Below are 18,744 nucleotides of genomic sequence, written 5' to 3' on the forward strand. Positions count from 1 at the left end.
CAGCAATAAATACCCTATAAACTCAGGGTTTTTACTTTTAAATTTTCAAAAACTTTCATATTTTCATCGATTTTCATAAAATTTTGTTTCTGAACTCTGTCAATCGTTTGACATTTTTTTCTTAAATTTAGTGTGAAAGACTTGCTTTTTTATAAGGAAACGTTTACTATTAAGATAGTAGAATTTATGGAGGAAATAGAAATGGAATGGACTACTGAACGTCGTTACAGACGTTATGAAGATTGGACACAAGAAGAAAGAAAAGAAATCCAAGAAAAGATGGCACAATCCCCATGGCATGTCAGCTATCACATTGAGCCAAAGGAAGGTCTCCTCAACGACCCAAACGGCTTTTCTTATTTCGATGGCAAGTGGGTTGTCTTTTACCAAAACTTCCCCTTCGGAGCAGCTCATGGGTTAAAGTCTTGGGTTCAGCTTGAAAGTGACGATTTGGTGCACTTTACTGAAACAGGTGTAAAAATCTTACCTGATACTCCTTTAGATAGCCACGGTGCTTACTCTGGTTCTGCTATGCAGTTTGGCGATCAATTATTCCTTTTTTATACTGGAAATGTCCGTGATGACAATTGGGTACGCCACCCTTATCAGATCGGTGCCTTGATGGATAAGGATGGAAATATTAAAAAGATTGATAAAATCTTGATTGATCAGCCTGCTGATGCTACTGACCACTTCCGCGATCCACAGATTTTTAACTTTAAAGGGCAATACTACGCTATCGTTGGTGGTCAAGATTTGGACAAAAAAGGTTTTGTTCGTCTCTATAAGGCTATCGATAATGATTATACAAACTGGCAAGAAGTTGCTGATCTTGACTTTAACAATGACCGCACTGCCTATATGATGGAGTGCCCAAATCTAGTCTTTGTCGGAGAACAACCTGTCCTTCTTTACTGCCCACAAGGTTTGGATAAAAAGGTTCTTGAATACGACAATATCTATCCAAACATGTATAAAATCGGCGCTTCCTTTGACCCAGAAAATGCTCGTATGGTAGATGTGTCTGAACTACACAACCTCGATTATGGTTTTGAAGCCTATGCCACTCAAGCCTTCAATGCCCCTGATGGACGTGCCCTTGCTGTTAGTTGGCTTGGTTTACCAGACGTTTCTTACCCATCTGACCGTTTTGATCACCAAGGAACTTTCTCATTGGTAAAAGAACTTACCATTAAAGACGGCAAACTCTATCAATACCCTGTAGCAGCTATCCAGGATCTTCGTGCTTCAGAAGAGGAATTCTCAAATCGTTCTGAAACCAAAAACACCTACGAGATCGAGCTTAACCTAGAAGCTGATAGTCAAAATGAAATCGTTCTTCTTGCTGATAAAGATGGCAAAGGACTCTCTATCAACTTTGACCTTGTCAATGGTCAAGTTACTGTTGACCGCAGTCAAGCAGGTGAGCAATACGCTCAAGAATTTGGAACTACTCGCTCTTGCTCAGTTACTAATCAAGCAACTACTGTCAATATCTTCATCGACAACTCAGTCTTTGAAATCTTTATCAATAAAGGAGAAAAAGTATTTTCTGGTCGTGTCTTCCCTCACGAAGATCAAAATGGAATCCTCATTAAATCTGGAAACCCAACTGGAACATACTACGAATTAGAATATGGTCGCAAAACTAACTGATGTCGCAGAACTAGCAGGCGTCAGCCCAACTACTGTCTCACGTGTTATTAATAAAAAAGGCTACCTGTCAGAAAAAACTATTCAAAAGGTTAAAGATGCTATGCGTGAGCTAGGCTATAAACCTAACAATCTGGCTCGCAGTCTTCAAGGTAAATCTGCCAAGTTAATTGGGCTAATTTTCCCAAAAATCAGCCATGTTTTCTATGCTGAATTGATTGACAAATTAGAGCACGAACTCTTCAAAAAAGGCTATAAGACAATCATCTGTAACAGTGAACACGATTCGGAAAAAGAACGTGAATATCTTGAAATGCTAGAGGCCAACCAGGTGGACGGTATTATCTCTGGTAGCCATAACTTAGGGATTGAAGACTACAATCGCGTGACGGCTCCTATCATCTCCTTTGACCGAAACTTGTCACCAGATATTCCTGTCGTTTCTTCTGATAACTATGCTGGCGGAGTCCTAGCCGCTCAGACCTTGGCTAAAACTGGAGCCAAGGCTATCATCATGATTACAGGTAATGACAACTCCAATTCTCCAACAGGACTTCGTCATGCTGGTTTTGCTTCAATCTTACCCAAGGCTCCTATTATCAATGTTTCCAGTGACTTTTCACCCCTTCGAAAAGAAATGGAAATCAAAAATATCTTGACTAAGCAAAAACCAGATGCGATTTTTGCTTCAGATGATTTAACAGCCATCTTGGTTATGAAGATTGCCCAGGAGCTTGGTATCTCTGTTCCAGAAGAACTCAAGGTTATTGGCTATGATGGAACTTATTTTATCGAGAATTTCTATCCTCACCTTACTACCATTAAACAACCCTTGGAAGAAATTGCTCGCCTGACAGTTGATTTACTACTTCAAAAAATCGAAGGAAAAGAAGTTGCCACAACCGGTTATTTCTTACCAGTTAGTCTCTTACCAGGTAAAAGTATTTAATACTCTTCGAAAATCTCTTCAAACCACGTCAGCTTCCATCTGCAACCTCAAAACAGTGTTTTGAGCAACCTGCGGCTAGCTTCCTAGTTTGTTCTTTGATTTTCATTGAGTATAAACAAAAAGACTCAGACTGAATCAGTCTGAGTTTTTCTTATGATCTAAATTTTTTCAAGAGTGTTTGGGCTTTCTCTAGATTAAAAGTTTTTTCAGCAATCAAGCTTTCTACCAACTTAGGCACTTCTGCCTCTGTAGCTCCTGCAAGGAGGGCTAGTGACTTCGCTTGAAGTTTCATGTGTCCATGCTGGATTCCTGTACTGACCAGAGCCTTAAGTGCTGCAAAGTTTTGAGCGAGACCAATCGAAACGATAATTTGAGCCAATTCCTTAGCTGATGGATGACCTAGCAAGTCATGGCTGAGAACGACACGAGGATTGAGACCAATTGATCCACCCTTGGTAGCAACTGGCATCGGCAGAGTCATCTCTCCAATCAGTTCTTCTGTTTCCAAATCCATAGTCCAACGACTAAGACCACGATAGGAACTATCATGACTCGCATAGGCATGTGCTCCTGCTTCAATGGCACGCCAATCATTTCCAGTAGCAATCAAGAGAGCATCAATTCCGTTAAAGATTCCCTTATTGTGGGTAGCCGCTCGATAAGGATCTGCTTGAGCAAACTGGCTGGCTAAAACCATTTTTTCAGCTAGTTCACGCGCTTCATCCTTCTGGCGACTCAAATAACGAAAGGCAATCCGACAAGTTGCGGTTACTAGAGAATCTGTTGCATAGTTGGATAGAATTCCCATTAAACTTTGCCCTTGACTTAGAGCCTCTAGACTTGGTTTTAAAGCTTCAAGCATGGTATTGAGCATATTAGCTCCCATTGCTTCTTGAGTATCTACATGGAGATAAACCACTAAAAAGTCAGCCTCACCAGAAATTTTCTCAACTTTTAGCTCTCTCGCTCCACCACCACGTTTGACAATAGAGGGATAGGCTTGGTTTGCTTGTTCGAGTAGTTCCGCTTTCTGACTCAAAATAGCCTGACAAGCTTTATCCCTATCTGGAACCTGATAAATAGCTACCTGACCAATCATTTGTCGCTGATGAACTCGTGCAGTAAAACCACCCGCACGCTTGATAATCTTACTAGCAAAACTAGCCGCAGCAACCACAGATGGCTCTTCGGTCACATAAGGAACGGTGTACTCTTGACCATTTACCAACACTTCTGGAACTACTGAGTATGGAAGTGAGAAGGTCCCCACTACATTTTCACTCAATTGGTTCGCAACTGCTAGACTGAGATTCTCATTTTGCTCAAGACTTTCTTGGGCTTCCATAGAAGTAAGCGCCTGAGACTTAACTAGTTCTAGGCGCTCTTGAATTGATTTTTTAGCAAATCCATTCCAATTTTTTTTCATTATTTTTCAACCTTGCTGTAGCGACGTTGGTGGTCTACAATCTCAACCAGAGCATAGTCCTGTCCCTCATAGCCTGACATGGTTGCAGAACCTGACTCATCCAAGTTTGCTTCCTCAAAGAAGATTCGTTCATAATCAGCTACGCTCAATGCTTGACGCTGGTCTAGCAAGTCTAAGCGATTTTTCTGCAATTGCTGTTCATAGCCTTCAACCAATTCCACACTGAAGAACTCAGATACAGCACCGCTTCCGTAGCTATAGAGAGCTAGCTTGTCCCCTGCTTTGAGACTATCAGAATTTTCAAGAAGAGATAAGAGTCCTAAAAAGAGTGAACCTGTATAGATATTTCCAACCTTTTGGCTGTAAATAATGGACTCATCAAAGTGTTTTTGAAGTAAATCCTTTTTCTCTTGAGGTAGAGATTTATCGAGGATTTTTTTCAATCCCTTGAGAGCTAGCTTTGGATATGGCAAATGGAAACAAATAGCTTCAAAATCATTCAAGTCGCAATCATATCGCTTTTGGTACTCTTCCCAAGTCGTTTTTAAGCTATCCAAATACTGCTGTGTTGAGTAGACTCCATTTACAAATGGTGTTGTCGAATAGTTTGGACGCCAAAAGTCCATAATGTCACGAGTCTGCGCAACGTTATCGTTGTTGAAGACCATAACGCGTGGATTTTGGCTAATCAACATGGCAACACAGCCTGCACCTTGAGTTGGTTCTCCAGGAGTTTCAACACCATACCTTGCAATATCACTGGCTAGTACCAAAACTTTTGATTTTGGAGAATTTTCTACGTGTAACTTAGCATAGTGAAGTGCCGCAGTTGCACCATAGCAAGCTTCCTTGATTTCAAAACTACGAGCAAATGGTTGGATTCCTAATAAACCGTGTACAAAGACTGCAGCCGCCTTACTTTGATCGACTCCAGACTCTGTCGCTACGATAACCATATCAATCTCTTGCTTATCTTCTTCAGTCAGGATAGAATTTCCTGCACTAGCAGCCAAGGTAACAATATCCTCTGTTAAAGGAGCGATACTCAATTCTTTTAAAAGGAGTCCTTTACTCAATTTTTCAGGATCAATTCCTCGGGTTTCTGCTAAATCTTGTAATTTCAAAACGTATTGACTGGTCGCAAAACCAATCTTATCAATACCGATTGTCATATTTACCTCTATTTTTATCATTCATTGTAAAAAATCGTTCACCTCTATTTTATCACAATTGAAGTCAAATGAGCGAAAAAAGACTTGATTCACCAAATCAAGTTCATTTTAAAAACCTTATCTCATTTTTAGGCTAGTCCAACAAACAGAACTTTAGAGCTACAAAAAATCGAGTCTTAGCTAGCTCGATTCTTTTTGAGATAATGATACAATTTCAACAAAACTGTCCCACTGGCCATTCCAATGGAGATAACAAGGGCCAACATCATGACTAACATGGCACTAGAAATGGCATGGCCGTAGTCACCTGTAACGAAGAAGGAAGTGGTTCGATAAGATAGATAACCTGGTACTAGTGGCGCCAATATAGCCAGAGCAAAAACAACTGCTGGTGTCTTATAGAGGATACTCATAATTTGGCTGACACAAGAACCAATCACAGCAGCAATAAAGGTTGCCAAAATGACATTGGTTGGTTCCTTGAGTATCAGATAGAGTAACCAGATAGACATCCCTAAAACTCCACCAGGGATGAGCATGGAACGCTGGACATTTAAAACAATTAAAAAGGTAATAATGGCAAGCAAACTTGCCAGAGCTTGCAATAAAAATGTTGTTAGTGTCATATTAGTTCATTAGTACGAGGGCGACTGATGTTCCAGCCCCTAAGGCAAGGGTAATCAGCAAGGATTCAAACATCTTGCTCATACCAGAGTTAATGTGATTGGTCATAATATCTCGAACAGCATTGGTCAGGGCAATTCCAGGTACAAAGGGCATAACTGCACCTGCAATCACTAAATCCGCCGTCGATGGTAAACCAGAATAGCGCGCCCAAAATTGTGCAATCAAACCAAAGACAAGAGCACCTGCAAAAGCTGTCATAAAAGGAATACGAATAAACTTCTCTACATAGAGAGAGCAAGTAAAGGCAAATAAGGTCGCCACTCCTGCTCCGATTGCATCGTAGACATTCCCACCAAACATGATTGAAAAGAAGGGAGCACTGAGAGTCGCTGCAGCAGTTAGTTGAACATTGGTATAGGGAGACGCCTTAGCATTTAATTCCTTTAGTTGGATAAAGGCTGTATCCAGATCAAGCTGTCCTGCTACAAGTTGTCGTGAAATCTGGTTAACATCACATACCTTCTCAATATTATAAGAGGAGGATGTAACTCGCTTCATACGAGAGATATTTGTATTTTCAATGGAGAAAAAGATGGCGGCAGGCATGGCCAAAACATTACAATCCATAATGCCCTGTGAATGAGCAATCCGAATCATGGTATCTTCAACACGATAAATCTCAGAACCATTGCGAAGCAGAATTGTTCCAGCTAGCATGATGACATCAATAACTGCATTCAGTTTTTTTGATTCTTCCATATTTCCCTCCTTTTTCAAACTCCATTTTATTTTATCATAATTTTGGAGGAAAAAAAATCTTTGCCACAGAAACTGTGACAAAGATTGGTTTATATATAGAGAGTCTATTGATTTCGTTGACTTCCAGTTCCATCTTGTGTAGGTGTTGTTGGATGGTTACCCTGCGTAGGGTTTGTAGGGTTTGTTGTGTCAGTTTGACCAGAATTTTGTTCTGACGAAGGTTGACTAATTGGTGGTGAATTTTTTTTAGGTTTATAAATATAGAGTTTAACTATCGGATTGCTTAAATCAAGTTTTTCATCGGGTGCGGGACTTTGTTTGGCAATCTCACCTTCTTTAATTCCTTCTTGTGCTATCTCCACTTCTTTAATTTCAATTCTATCTTCACTAATACCTAAACTTTTGAGATTATTTTTTGCAAATTCAAGACTATATCCAACATAGTTTGGCATGGTCACAGTTGTAACCTTTTTCTTTTTAGCAACTGTCAAGACGATGGAAGTAGCCTTAGTAAGATCATAGGTCGTACCTTCAGATAAACTCTGTTTCAAAATCACACCTGGTTCCGATTCACTGGACTCTTCCTCCTCAATCTTAATCAGATTTTCGGGAACTTTTTTCTCCTTCAACTCAGCAATGACATCTGTAGACTTCTTACCAATGTAATTACCAATCTTAAAGGATTGCTTACCAGTTGAAATAATCAGATTAATCTTACTTCCCTCTTTTCGGTTACTACCTGCCTCAGGATCTGTCCGAATCACTCGTCCTTCCTCGACTGTTTCACTAGCTTCCGTTTTCTCATCACCAACTTCAAAGTTGGCTTTTTTCAAGGTTTCCTTAGCTTCAGCAACTGTTTGACCTGCTACATTTGGAATATCGATGGTAGCTGGTGTTCTGGATAAAATCCATACTAGAGAAGCCGCAACCAGTACGAAACTTGCTAGTAGAACCAGATAGCGTGCTTTAAAACGACGTTTTTTCACTGGTTTTTCCACAGATTTTTTAGCGCTTACTTCTGGGCTAGCTTTAGTTGCCTGATGGCTATCTGTCTGTGGTTGAACCTTAGGAATAGAGGTCAAGGTTGTTTGAGAAACCTTTGGCAATGTCTTTGTGTCCGCCTTAGTAGCATCATCAAAAACAAGTTTAGGTTCATTTCTGCGGTTATAAGATAGACTGCTAGATAAATCAACATACATCTCTGAAACCGACTGGTATCGATCTGTTAGCTTTTTAGCAGTTGCTTTGATGACCACATTCTCCAAAGCTTGGGGAACAGATGGATTTTCAGCTATGACCGAAGGAAGAGGTTTTTGAAAATGCTGGAGAGCGATGGTTACTGCACTATCGCCATCATAAGGGATATGCCCTGTCAGCATTTCATAGAAAATAATCCCCATGGCATAGATGTCACTTTGGAACGTTGCTTTAGAACCACGAGCCTGCTCAGGTGACAAGTAGTGAACAGAACCCAACATAGAGTTGGTCTGAGTCAGACTGGTCTCTGCAAAGGCTACGGCAATCCCAAAGTCCGTTACCTTAGCCGTCCCATCCGGAGTTAAAAGAATATTTTGAGGCTTTAAGTCACGATGGACAATACCTTTAGTGTGCGCCAAGCGCATCGCTAAGAGAATCTGACCCATGATACGGACAGCCTCTTCATTTGAGAGGGGATAGTGTTCCTTGATATAGCGCTTGAGATCAAGACCAGCTACATATTCCATAGCCAGGTACTGTTGACCGTCCTCTTCACCGATATCCGTTATCCGAACGATATGGGGATGATCTAAGTCAGCCATTGCACGCGCTTCACGCTGAAAACGCGCAACAGCAATCGGGTCAGTCTGGTAGTTAGTCCTCAGGACCTTTACAGCTACCTCTTCCCCGTCTAAAATCAAATCCTTGGCCAGGTAGACATCTGCCATACCCCCACGGCCAATTTGTTTGATAATCCGATACCGCCCGGCAAAAATCTTGCCGATTTGGATCATAGTGCCGCCTCCTCCTCAATCGAAACAAGGGCAACTGTAATATTATCAAGCCCTCCGGCATTGTTGGCAAAGCGTACCAAAGTGGCTGCCTTATCATCAAGAGAGATATCGCTAGTCACAATATCATAGATCTCACTGCCTGAAATCATATTGGTTAGACCGTCACTATTCATGACCAGATAGTCACCTGGTTCCAAGCTGACAATTCCTAAGTCAGGTTGAATTTCATCTTTTTGCCCAATAGACTGTGTGATGATATTCTTTTGTGGATGTGCCTCAGCTTCTTCAGGTGTCAATTGACCCGCCTTGAGCAATTCATTGACCAAAGAATGATCACTTGTCAGTTGACGGTACTCTTCTCCTCGAATGAGACCGATTCTAGAATCTCCAATATGAGCATAAATAGCTTGATGATCAATAATTGCAAGGGCTTCTAGAGTTGTCCCCATTCCCTTGTAGGCTTCATCACGCCCCATTTGATAAATCTTTTGATTTTCAACTTCAAGATGGTGGGCAAACCATTCGCGAACTTCATTAACGGTGTCAATCTGCGTATCAACCCAGGCAACACCTAAATCAGTTACTGCCATCTCGCTGGCAATATTACCTGCACGGTGTCCTCCCATCCCATCAGCCAAGATGATCATTGTACGACCGGCACGGTTGACAAAAAGATTGACATAGTCTTGATTATTTGTACGTTTCTGACCCACATCTGTTAATAATGAAATCTCCATTGTGTCAGTTCCTTCCTAATTGGATATCTTACGAAATTGGCTGATAAAGAATCCATCACTTCCGTATAATTCCGGAGTAATGAGGATACAACCATTTTTCACGATATCCTTACATTCATGTTCTAGTTTAACCTGCTCAAACTCGGGATGACTTTCTAAAAAAGCTTGAACCACTTGAAAGTTCTCTTCCGAGACAATAGTACAGGTACTATACGTTATTATACCACCTTTACGTAGCGTTTGACAAACACTACCTAATATTTCCAATTGAATTTCCTGTAATGACGCGAAATCTGCTGTCTCTTTATTATATTTGATATCTGGTTTTCGACGCAATAGACCAATCCCTGAACAAGGGGCATCAACAAGAATCTTATCAAATTGATCCTTACCAAAAAATTCATGCACTTTTCGAGCGTCTAGTTTTTGCGTTTGGACACGGTCCGCTACACCTAAACGCTGAGCATTCTCTTGAATTAAAGTGAGTTTGTGGTCATAGAGATCTAGAGCCGTCACCTGACCTGTCATCAGATAGGATGCCATATGGGCGGTCTTTCCGCCAGGAGCTGCACAAGCATCTAAAACCTGCTCGTCGCCTTGTAGCTCTAGTGTCGGTGCAACCAGTTGACTTGACTCATCTTGGATAGTAATAAGTCCTTCTGAAAACAAGTCATGACTAGCAAAATACCCCTGTTCCTTAACCAGACCAGCAGGAGATAAATGAGAATCACTTGCACCAAGCAAAGCTTTGATTTCCTCTTTTCGGCTCAAATCTGTTACGCGAATACTGGCTTTATTACGCCTCAATAGACTTTCAAAAATCGCTTGCGCTCGCTCTTCACCATACTCTTCCTTGAGCTTAGAAACCAACCAAACTGGCAAAGAGTAGGCAATGGAATCACGCTTATTTTTACGTTTGATACTGGTAATATCTGGCAAACCCTCACGCAAGATACGACGAAGGACTGCATTGACTAGTTTTTCGCTCCCCTTTTTTCGAAGTTTAGCCAGTTCCACTGCTTCATTGACCACTGCATGGTCAGGTAGCTTATCTAGATATTGGAGTTGATAGACACTCATGAGAAGAAGAACATAGAGCCAGCTATCTAACTTGTCTCTGTCTTGGATAAAATGAGACAAGTACCACTCCAATGTAAGTTTTCGAGCTACAGTTCCATAGACCAGCTCTGTCACCAAACCCTTATCTGCAACTGATAGTTGACTTCCCTTGAGGTGTTTATTTAGGGCGATATTGGAATATGCTTGATTGACAAAGACGTCTTCTAGCACCTCTAAGGCTAAACTTCTAGCCGTTTCTACTTTAGTCACCAAATTGTTCTCCTACTGCCAAAGTTCGTCCCACACCGTTGAGGAAGGAAGCAATGTCCATTTTAGGTTTTCCTGCTGGTTGAACCTGCTTGAGAGACAGGGCTCCTTCTGCTGTTGCGACAATCAATTCTTTCTTACCGATAGAGATAATCTCACCTGGATTCCCCTCGCCTTCTACAGGCAGAGCTTCATAGATTTTGAAGCGTTCGCCCTTTAGAAAAGTATGAGCAACTGGCCAAGGATTCATCCCACGAATTTGGTTAAAGAGTTGACGATTGGTCTTGTTCCAGTCCAACTTTTCTTCTTCAGGTTTGATATTAGGCGAAAATGTAACCTGGCTTGGGTCCTGCGGTTGAGGCTGAATCTCGCCAGCAATGTATGCAGGCAAAGTATCCAAAAGCAAATCACGACCAACAATCGCCAATTTCTCAAACAAGGTTCCTACATTGTCCTCATCTGTAATTGGAATACTACGACGAGAAATCATATCTCCTGCATCCATCTCCTTGACCATCTCCATAATGGTTACTCCTGCCTCCTCATCACCCTGAATCAAGGCATAATGGATAGGAGCACCACCACGGTGTTTAGGAAGGAGCGAAGCATGAACATTGACTGCAAAATCCATGCTATCAAGGAGTTTACTTGGGAGGAATTGTCCAAAAGCTGCTGTTACAATCCCGTCAGCTCCCAAATTCATGATGGCTTCCATTTCTGGACTACCAGATAATTTTTCAGGCTGGTAGATAGGAAGACCTGCTTCTTTGGCTGCTTGTTTGACTGGGGTTTCTTGGATGACTTTTTTACGTCCAACCGCACGGTCTGGCTGAGTTACAACTGCAACAATCTCGTAGCGGTCATCTGTCAAAAGTCCCTTTAAAACAGTCGCTGAAAATTCAGGCGTTCCCATAAATATTAGTTTTGTCATATCTTCTCCTTCTTATAAAAATTGTTGCGGTTCGTGGTCAATACTGAGACGAAGTTCGCTATTTTCCCGTTCTTGTGTCAAGGCCAAGACCTGGTTAAGGGTTGGACCCAGCTCATCTTCTAAACGGTATTTAATTAAAATTTGATAATGATAGAGGTTATGAGTACGAGCGATAGGTTTTGGCGTTGGTCCAAGGATGATACTAGCATCCGACAAACCTGACCGCAATATTTCCATGACTTGATAAGCACGTCTAAGAACCTCTTCTTCTTTCTTATGAGACAAGGTAATTCCAATTGTGAAATAATAAGGTGGATAACCCAACTGACGTCTGATACCCATTTCATAGGCATAAAAGCCTTCATAGTCCTGATCCTTGGCAAAGCGAATAGCATAGTGCTGAGGATTGTAAGACTGGATCAAGACCTGCCCAGCTTTTTCAGCTCTTCCTGCTCGTCCTGCCACCTGGGTCAAGAGTTGGAAAGTTCTCTCAGAAGAACGGAAATCAGGCAGGTTCAAGGCTGTGTCCGCATTGAGAACTCCGACAAGGGTCACATTTGGAAAATCCAAGCCCTTGGCAATCATCTGGGTTCCCAGAAGAATATCCGCTTCACCCTTGCCAAACTGCTCAAGTAAAGCTTGGTGACTGCCTTTTTTACGAGTTGTATCCACATCCATGCGTAGAATGCGTGCCTCTGGAAAGAGTTCCGCTAGCTCATCGTAGGCTTTCTGAGTTCCTGTTCCATAGTAACGAATACTGCGACTTTGACAGTTTGGACAGACATGAGGAATTTCCTTAGAAAAACCACAATAATGACAATTCATAGTCTTAGTATCCATGTGCAGAGTAAGAGAAATATCGCAGTTGGGACAGGTATCAACAGTCCCACATTCCCGACACATAACAAAGCTAGAATAACCACGACGATTGAGCATGAGAACCACTTGCTCTTTTTTATCCAGTCGATCTTGTATTGCCTCAATCAGAGGTGGTGTAAAGTTTGACGTTTCATTTTGCCCAATATAATCACGGAAGTCAATCAGTTGAACTTCAGGTATACTTGCTAAAGGATTGGCCCGTTGCGTCAGGCGTAGATGTTGATAAACACCCTTACCAGCACGCGCACGACTTTCTAGACTCGGTGTTGCAGAACCAAGGACTAGGGCAGCTTGATTATACTGAGCTCGTAAAAGAGCCACATCCCTAGCATGATAACGCGGATTGCTATCTTGCTTATAACTAGCCTCATGCTCTTCATCGATAATGATAACACCTAGATTTTTTAAAGGTGCAAAAATAGCAGACCTGGCCCCTACAACTACCTGAGCATCTCCACGCTCCACCTTGCGCCACTCATCATACTTTTCACCATTGGACAAACCCGAATGGAGGATGGCAACTTGCTCACCAAAACGAGCAATAAAGCGCTCTGTCATTTGGGGTGTCAGAGAGATCTCTGGTACAAGAACAATCGCTGTTTTCCCCATATCCAGGGCCCCTTGGATAATCTGCAGATAAACCTCGGTTTTCCCACTTCCAGTGATTCCTTGTAGAAGAAATGGAGGATGTTTCTTTCCAATCGCTCCAACAACCGCCTCACAGGCTTGTTTTTGCTCTGGATTTAATTCTAGGGCTTGATTTGACTCGATTCCTTCAAAGTAGGCAGCTGAGCGTTGAACTTCCTTTTGAAGAATCGTCAAAGCACCCTGTTCCACAAAGAAATTGACTTGTTCTCGTGAGTAATGTTCTAACAAAGTAGCCAAAGGAGTGCTTTCTGGATGTGCTAATAAATAATCTCGCAGTTCCAATTTCTTCTTGGCACGGTTTGAGATTGCTAGCTTTTCTAATTTGTCAAGATTCACTTGAATCCAAGACTGCGTTTTAACTTTCTTCTGATCCACAGCCTGATACTCTAGCTTCAAGATCCCTTTTCGGGTCAATCGCATCATCTCAGCTTGCTTTTCCAGGTCGAGAGATGAAAAGGCTAGAGATTCTTGCGAACCGAACAATCGCTCTTTATCTTCCTGACTCAAGCCTTCCAGAGGATAGAGGATCTTATCATAGCTAGAATTCAAAAATCCCGGAAGCATAGCTTTTAGAATAGAAATTTTGTATGAGAAGACTGACTTACGTAGTTCTTCAGCCAACCAGAGTTGTTCCTCTGTTAAAACAGGAGAAAAGTCCAGCACCTCGGCAATTTCTTTTAAGTCCTCGTCTGCCACATCTGCATCAGATTGAGACTCCAACCCAAGAACAATTCCCTGAATCAAGCGATTGGCCTTCCCAAAAGGTACATGAACCCGCATGCCAACTTCCAGCATCCCTTCAAATTCCTCTGGAATCTTGTAGCTATAGGGCTGGTCTGTCTGCATCAAGGGAACATCCACAATGATTTTTGCAATAGCCATATCCTCACCTCCTTCTCTTCTTAAATCCTTTTAATTGATTGAGTATTCTTGCAATAGAAAAAATAAGATTGAGTCCCCCCAACCTTAAATTTTTTCACCTTCTTCTTTTTCTTTCGCGATTTGCTCTTTAATTTTCTTTTCTTCTTCTTCTTTCAATCGTCTTTCTTCTTCGATACGACGACGAACAGCTTCGCGTTTTCCTTCTGGATCTGGGTGGATGGTTACATTCCCAGATTCAATTTCTTCCAGGGCACGAAGAGTAGATTTTTCAGATTTAAATTCTTGAGTAGCAGGTGCTCCAGCTTCTAATTCATGAGCACGCTTTGCTTCCAAGATGACGAGTGAATATTTTGATGGTACCTTGTCAAGTAAGGTATCAATAGAGGGTTTAAGCATCATTTGTTTGTACCTGTTTTCTAAATTTTATCGAATAGTCGGAGACTTTGGTAGCATATCCTGATAGTGACCAATCACGCGGTCTACACGGAAATGTTCAGCTTCAATGACACGTTTCACACGCTCGGCAGCTAAAGAAACATGGTCATTGACAATAGCATAGTCATACTCACGCATCAAAGCAATTTCTTCCTTGGCTTTTTCGATACGCTGAGCAATCACTTCTGCACTATCTGTACCACGGCCTACGAGACGGTCTTGCAATTCTTCCAAATCTGGCGGTGTCAAAAAGATAAAGACCGCATCTGGAACCTTTTTCTTGACTTGAAGAGCTCCCTGCACTTCAATTTCAAGAAAGACATCGATTCCCTTATCAAGCGTTTCATTAACATAAGTCAGAGGAGTTCCATAGTAGTTACCCACATACTCTGCATACTCTAACATTTGCCCTTGACGGATCAACTCTTCAAATTCCTCCCGTGTACGGAAGAAATAATCAACACCATCTACTTCACCTGGACGTTGTGCCCGTGTTGTCATAGATACAGAATATTGAAATTGATTTTCAGAACTCTCAAAAATTTCTCGTCTAACCGTTCCTTTTCCAACTCCAGAAGGACCTGAAAAAACGATTAGTAAGCCTCGGTCTGCCATTATGTCTCCTTTAGATAGTTTGTGAAATGACTTGAAAATTTCTGTAAGACTATATATCTAAAGCCATTTCTGCTCGCTACAATCTTTCTATCTAGTGTAACAAAAAAGCAGTAATTTTTCAACTGCTCTTTCTTATTTATTTTGCATAATCAACTGCACGAAGTTCACGAATCACGGTTACCTTGATATTTCCTGGATAATCGAGATTGTTTTCGATTTTCTCACGAACTTTATGAGCCAAGATTGTGACTTTGTCATCTTTGATTTGACCTGGATTTACCATAATGCGGATTTCGCGACCAGCTTGAAGGGCAAAGCTATTTTGAACACCTTCAAAGCTATTAGCGATTTCCTCTAAATCATGGAGACGTTTGATGTAGCTTTCAAGTGATTCGCTACGAGCTCCTGGACGGGCAGCACTCAAGGCATCCGCCGCGGCAACGATAACTGCAATCACACTCTCAGGTTCTACATCACCGTGGTGACTAGCGATGGTATTGATCACAACTGGGTGTTCCTTGTACTTGCGCGCTAATTCAGTACCAATCTCAACGTGGCTACCCTCTACCTCACGGTCAATGGCTTTACCAATATCGTGAAGGAATCCCGCGCGACGAGCAAGGGTAGCATTTTCACCAAGTTCGCTAGCCATGATACCAGCCAACTTAGCCACTTCAATCGAATGACGCAAGACATTTTGTCCGTATGACGTACGGAACTGCAAGCGTCCCATGATCTTCATCAAGTCTGGGTGAAGGTTTGGTGCACCAATTTCATAGGCTGCGGCTTCACCATATTCACGAATCTTATTGTCAATCTCTTGACGATTTTTCTCAACCAACTCTTCGATACGAGCTGGGTGGATACGTCCATCCTTAAGCAAAGTTTCCATCGTCATACGGGCAATCTCGCGACGGATAGGATCAAAACCTGACAAGGTTACCACTTCTGGCGTATCATCAATGATAACATCAACCCCTGTCAAACTTTCAAAGGTACGGATATTACGTCCTTCACGACCAATGATACGACCTTTCATGGTATCATCAGGCAGATGAACTGTAGAGTTGGTAGACTCAGCCACATACTCACCAGCAATTCTCTGCATAGCTTGGGACAAGATATCCTTAGCCAATTTGTCTGAACGTTCCTTAACTTCTTGCTCAGCCTCACGAATGCGACTAGCAATTTCCTTAGTCAAGTTGTCCTCTGTCTGGGCCAAGATAATGTCTTTTGCTTCCGACTGAGTCAGACTTCCGACACGCTCTAGTTCAGCTTGCTTTTGTTTCTCAATTTCTTCTAGTTGCTCTTCACGTACATCAAGGTTTTTTGCTCTATCAGAAATACTTTGTTCTTTTTGTTCAAGTGTTTTTTCTTTGTTCGTCAAATTGTCATCTTTACGATCAAGACTGCTAGCACGTTCAGTCAAACGACTTTCGATTTGCTTGAGTTCTTGACGTTCTGACTTAAATTCAGCGTCCACTTCTTCACGGTATTTTCTGGCTTCTTCTTTGGCCTCCAATAGTGCTTCTTTTTTAAGAGACTTGCTTTCGCTCTTAGCTTCATTGAGTAATAAATCCGCTTCGCGCTCAGCTTGTCCTCGTAAATTAGTTGCTTCTTGTTCAGCATTTAAAAGCATCAGCTCTGCAGCCTCTTGTGATGATTTCATCTTGACTGAGATGCTGACATATCCAATGACTAAACCAATGATGACGGCAAAAACAACGATAACAATCGCCATAATTTCCATGTTTTTACCTCAATTTATTTGTTTATCCGAATGATATGCATTCTTATACATTCTACCATAAAAAATCATTTTTAACAAACCTTAATTTGAAGTTGTTTTGGTTATTTCGGCGATTAAAATCCTTATTTTCCCTAATAAACTAGGGTATTGTTACTAAGCAAATTTTTAAAGAATTTTTTTACACACAAATTAGAAAAAGCCTACCTTTCAGTAGACTTAGTAATGATCTTTGAAAGACAAGAAAGCCACGCTATCTCCATCCATCATATAAATCAAGCGATTTTCTGCGTCAATACGCCGTGACCAAGCTCCTTGATAGTCATACTTGAGTGGTTCTGGTTTACCAATTCCTGTAAATGGATCGCGTTGAATATCCTTGATTAGTTTGTTGATTCTTTTTAATGTTTTCTTGTCCTGAGTTTGCCAGTAGCAATAATCCGCCCAGGCATCTTCTGTAAACTTGAGTAGCATCCATCACTCCTCAATCATATGCACCTGAGTGTGTCCCACACGAACTTGGGACATTCCTCGCAAGACCTTGTCAGAAAGCTCCTTATTCTGAGCAATTCTCAAAGTTTCTTGAATACTATCCCACTCGCTCTTTGAAAGGACTACAATGTCCTCGTCTGGATTTTTGTTGACAACTGTCAAAGGTTCAAATTCATCGTTTACCTTCTTCATATAATCCTTCAAATGATTTCGGAATGTTGAGTAAAGAACTGCTTCCATAACCATACCTCGTTTTACCTCTTTCCCACTATTATACACAAAAAGAAAGAAATTGTCAGGAACTTGTACAAGTTTTTTCTTTTCTATCTATTTATTCGAAAAAATCTCAAAAAGCCTACCTTTCAGTAGACTTAGTTTGATTCTATTCTAATGGGTACTCTGCCGAAATTCTGCTCTTCTATACTTGGATTTCCCAGTTGGTAAATCTGGTCTGCCTTTTGAGTCATAGCATCCCAAGGTTCTTTGCCAATTCGACTGACTAGATTGACCTGCCCTTTCAGAGACTTGAGATGTTGTCTGCCTTTTTCAGTAAAGCCAAGGACATGGATGGCTTCTGGCAAGTCACTTTCTCTGGCCTGTACCAGGATATAGGTCAAGAGACGTCTGACACGCGCTTTGGTGTAGCGTTTGGTAGCCACTAACTCAACCAATTCCTCAATAGATTTTGCTATTTTGATGGCTTCCTTAATACGCACTGCCATTTCTTGATTGACCTGATAAATAGTACTTAAATCTGGATTTGACAAGATTTGATAGCGTAAAAGTGGAAAATAGTTATCCCAACTCACCTTACTCGCCTGCTCAAAAAGAGTAACAGAAGGCATAAAGCGTTCTAAGAAATCTTGATCTGATTGGTGCTGACGGAGAGCTGTCGCCGAGGCAAAGTCTACATCCTTGTTCACAGAATGATAGCCGGCTCCTTGACGCTGAATCGGATGAAGTCTGATGTTTCGTCCTGCAACCACCTTGGCATAAGCGAGAGCAAGGACATGATTAGGCGTATTGCCTGAAAAATCAAGACCTGCAAATTCCTTCCACATAGCTTGCGTTTTCTGAGGGTAAGAAAGAGAATCAGGTAAGTTATCCACAAATTTCTCCATCTCTTGACCACGTTCTGAGTATAGGTCTGCAATTTTCTGATAATCCAGAACTTCCTCTGTCCCGAAAGCAAGGGTGTTAATCCCCAAACGAGCCAAGATAGCCACTGCACCCTGACCGAAAAAATCTGCTGCTTGGACACTGACTAAAAAGGGCAATTCTACCACTAAGTCCGCCCCATTTTCCAGCGCCATCTGAGCCCGTGTCCACTTATCCACGATAGCAGGCTCCCCACGCTGTATGAAATTCCCAGACATGGCAACAATTTTCAGTCCCTCCGCCTGGTCCAGCAGGTATTTGTGGCCATTATGAAAAGGATTGAACTCCGCGATAATACCTGTAATGGTCATGATATT

General features: G+C 41.6%; 17 protein-coding genes. 2 read left to right on the top strand and 15 right to left on the bottom strand.

What is annotated here, in order from left to right; translation table 11 throughout:
- Nucleotides 1–201 precede the first annotated feature (201 nt).
- Both AXE83_RS08060 and AXE83_RS08065 read left to right on the top strand, forming a co-directional pair.
- Nucleotides 202–1,656 carry a sucrose-6-phosphate hydrolase gene (locus tag AXE83_RS08060; protein WP_060956078.1) on the top strand — a complete coding sequence of 485 codons (1,455 nt, stop codon included), beginning with the start codon at nt 202–204 and terminating at the stop codon, nt 1,654–1,656.
- A complete protein-coding gene (locus tag AXE83_RS08065; RefSeq protein ID WP_060956079.1) occupies nt 1,637–2,602 on the top strand; it encodes a LacI family DNA-binding transcriptional regulator in 966 nt (321 codons plus the stop codon). Before AXE83_RS08060 ends, AXE83_RS08065 begins: the two co-directional genes overlap by 20 nt.
- Nucleotides 2,603–2,753: 151 nt before the next feature.
- On the opposite strand, the gene AXE83_RS08070 is transcribed toward AXE83_RS08065, so the two are convergent.
- The 15 genes from AXE83_RS08070 to AXE83_RS08140 form a co-directional block, all read right to left on the bottom strand.
- Nucleotides 2,754–4,028 carry a hydroxymethylglutaryl-CoA reductase, degradative gene (locus tag AXE83_RS08070; RefSeq protein ID WP_060956080.1) on the bottom strand — a complete coding sequence of 425 codons (1,275 nt, stop codon included), beginning with the start codon at nt 4,026–4,028 and terminating at the stop codon, nt 2,754–2,756.
- Nucleotides 4,028–5,200: a hydroxymethylglutaryl-CoA synthase gene (locus AXE83_RS08075; protein ID WP_060956081.1), complete on the bottom strand. Its 1,173-nt coding sequence runs from the start codon at nt 5,198–5,200 to the stop codon at nt 4,028–4,030. The genes AXE83_RS08070 and AXE83_RS08075 overlap by 1 nt, the downstream gene beginning before the upstream one ends.
- 176 nt (nt 5,201–5,376) lie before the next feature.
- Nucleotides 5,377–5,826, bottom strand: coding sequence for a threonine/serine exporter family protein (locus tag AXE83_RS08080; RefSeq protein ID WP_049503410.1), 450 nt, complete (start codon nt 5,824–5,826; stop codon nt 5,377–5,379).
- 1 nt (nt 5,827) lies between these two features.
- Nucleotides 5,828–6,586, bottom strand: coding sequence for a threonine/serine exporter family protein (locus tag AXE83_RS08085; RefSeq protein WP_049549274.1), 759 nt, complete (start codon nt 6,584–6,586; stop codon nt 5,828–5,830).
- Between the two features lie 104 nt (nt 6,587–6,690).
- Nucleotides 6,691–8,577: a Stk1 family PASTA domain-containing Ser/Thr kinase gene (gene pknB, locus AXE83_RS08090; protein WP_060956082.1), complete on the bottom strand. Its 1,887-nt coding sequence runs from the start codon at nt 8,575–8,577 to the stop codon at nt 6,691–6,693.
- Nucleotides 8,574–9,314, bottom strand: coding sequence for a Stp1/IreP family PP2C-type Ser/Thr phosphatase (locus AXE83_RS08095; protein WP_060956083.1), 741 nt, complete (start codon nt 9,312–9,314; stop codon nt 8,574–8,576). Before AXE83_RS08095 ends, pknB begins: the two co-directional genes overlap by 4 nt.
- A 15-nt stretch (nt 9,315–9,329) precedes the next feature.
- Nucleotides 9,330–10,643: a 16S rRNA (cytosine(967)-C(5))-methyltransferase RsmB gene (gene rsmB / locus AXE83_RS08100; RefSeq protein WP_060956395.1), complete on the bottom strand. Its 1,314-nt coding sequence runs from the start codon at nt 10,641–10,643 to the stop codon at nt 9,330–9,332.
- On the bottom strand, nt 10,636–11,571 hold the full coding sequence (gene fmt / locus AXE83_RS08105) for a methionyl-tRNA formyltransferase (RefSeq protein WP_060956084.1): 936 nt from the start codon (nt 11,569–11,571) through the stop codon (nt 10,636–10,638). Before fmt ends, rsmB begins: the two co-directional genes overlap by 8 nt.
- Before the next feature lie 12 nt (nt 11,572–11,583).
- A complete protein-coding gene (locus AXE83_RS08110) occupies nt 11,584–13,980 on the bottom strand; it encodes a primosomal protein N' (protein ID WP_060956085.1) in 2,397 nt (798 codons plus the stop codon).
- A gap of 84 nt (nt 13,981–14,064) precedes the next feature.
- Nucleotides 14,065–14,379 carry a DNA-directed RNA polymerase subunit omega gene (gene rpoZ, locus AXE83_RS08115; protein WP_006146546.1) on the bottom strand — a complete coding sequence of 105 codons (315 nt, stop codon included), beginning with the start codon at nt 14,377–14,379 and terminating at the stop codon, nt 14,065–14,067.
- Between the two features lie 24 nt (nt 14,380–14,403).
- Nucleotides 14,404–15,030 (bottom strand): guanylate kinase, encoded by a 627-nt coding sequence (gmk, locus tag AXE83_RS08120; protein ID WP_060956086.1) that lies wholly within the window; start codon nt 15,028–15,030, stop codon nt 14,404–14,406.
- A gap of 136 nt (nt 15,031–15,166) precedes the next feature.
- Nucleotides 15,167–16,780, bottom strand: coding sequence for a ribonuclease Y (locus AXE83_RS08125; protein ID WP_060956087.1), 1,614 nt, complete (start codon nt 16,778–16,780; stop codon nt 15,167–15,169).
- 216 nt (nt 16,781–16,996) lie between these two features.
- On the bottom strand, nt 16,997–17,251 hold the full coding sequence (locus AXE83_RS08130; RefSeq protein WP_000924730.1) for a Txe/YoeB family addiction module toxin: 255 nt from the start codon (nt 17,249–17,251) through the stop codon (nt 16,997–16,999).
- Between the two features lie 3 nt (nt 17,252–17,254).
- Nucleotides 17,255–17,509 (bottom strand): type II toxin-antitoxin system Phd/YefM family antitoxin, encoded by a 255-nt coding sequence (locus tag AXE83_RS08135; RefSeq protein ID WP_190279310.1) that lies wholly within the window; start codon nt 17,507–17,509, stop codon nt 17,255–17,257.
- 131 nt (nt 17,510–17,640) lie between these two features.
- The gene (locus AXE83_RS08140; protein ID WP_060956089.1) at nt 17,641–18,738 is read right to left on the bottom strand and encodes a nucleotidyltransferase; all 1,098 of its coding nucleotides are present in this window, start codon (nt 18,736–18,738) and stop codon (nt 17,641–17,643) included.
- Nucleotides 18,739–18,744 lie beyond the last annotated feature (6 nt).

The organism is Streptococcus sp. oral taxon 431, from assembly GCF_001553685.1.
Taxonomy (GTDB): Bacteria; Bacillota; Bacilli; order Lactobacillales; family Streptococcaceae; genus Streptococcus.

Bases quoted from the DNA above. Each gene is read 5' to 3' on its own strand.
- AXE83_RS08060 (WP_060956078.1), top strand. From the start codon at position 202: ATGGAATGGACTACTGAACGTCGTTACAGACGTTATGAAGATTGGACA.
- AXE83_RS08065 (WP_060956079.1), top strand. From the start codon at position 1,637: ATGGTCGCAAAACTAACTGATGTCGCAGAACTAGCAGGCGTCAGCCCA.
- AXE83_RS08070 (WP_060956080.1), bottom strand. From the start codon at position 4,028: ATGAAAAAAAATTGGAATGGATTTGCTAAAAAATCAATTCAAGAGCGC.
- AXE83_RS08075 (WP_060956081.1), bottom strand. From the start codon at position 5,200: ATGACAATCGGTATTGATAAGATTGGTTTTGCGACCAGTCAATACGTT.
- AXE83_RS08080 (WP_049503410.1), bottom strand. From the start codon at position 5,826: ATGACACTAACAACATTTTTATTGCAAGCTCTGGCAAGTTTGCTTGCC.
- AXE83_RS08085 (WP_049549274.1), bottom strand. From the start codon at position 6,586: ATGGAAGAATCAAAAAAACTGAATGCAGTTATTGATGTCATCATGCTA.
- pknB (WP_060956082.1), bottom strand. From the start codon at position 8,577: ATGATCCAAATCGGCAAGATTTTTGCCGGGCGGTATCGGATTATCAAA.
- AXE83_RS08095 (WP_060956083.1), bottom strand. From the start codon at position 9,314: ATGGAGATTTCATTATTAACAGATGTGGGTCAGAAACGTACAAATAAT.
- fmt (WP_060956084.1), bottom strand. From the start codon at position 11,571: ATGACAAAACTAATATTTATGGGAACGCCTGAATTTTCAGCGACTGTT.
- AXE83_RS08110 (WP_060956085.1), bottom strand. From the start codon at position 13,980: ATGGCTATTGCAAAAATCATTGTGGATGTTCCCTTGATGCAGACAGAC.
- rpoZ (WP_006146546.1), bottom strand. From the start codon at position 14,379: ATGATGCTTAAACCCTCTATTGATACCTTACTTGACAAGGTACCATCA.
- gmk (WP_060956086.1), bottom strand. From the start codon at position 15,030: ATGGCAGACCGAGGCTTACTAATCGTTTTTTCAGGTCCTTCTGGAGTT.
- AXE83_RS08125 (WP_060956087.1), bottom strand. From the start codon at position 16,780: ATGGAAATTATGGCGATTGTTATCGTTGTTTTTGCCGTCATCATTGGT.
- AXE83_RS08130 (WP_000924730.1), bottom strand. From the start codon at position 17,251: ATGCTACTCAAGTTTACAGAAGATGCCTGGGCGGATTATTGCTACTGG.
- AXE83_RS08135 (WP_190279310.1), bottom strand. From the start codon at position 17,509: ATGGAAGCAGTTCTTTACTCAACATTCCGAAATCATTTGAAGGATTAT.
- AXE83_RS08140 (WP_060956089.1), bottom strand. From the start codon at position 18,738: ATGACCATTACAGGTATTATCGCGGAGTTCAATCCTTTTCATAATGGC.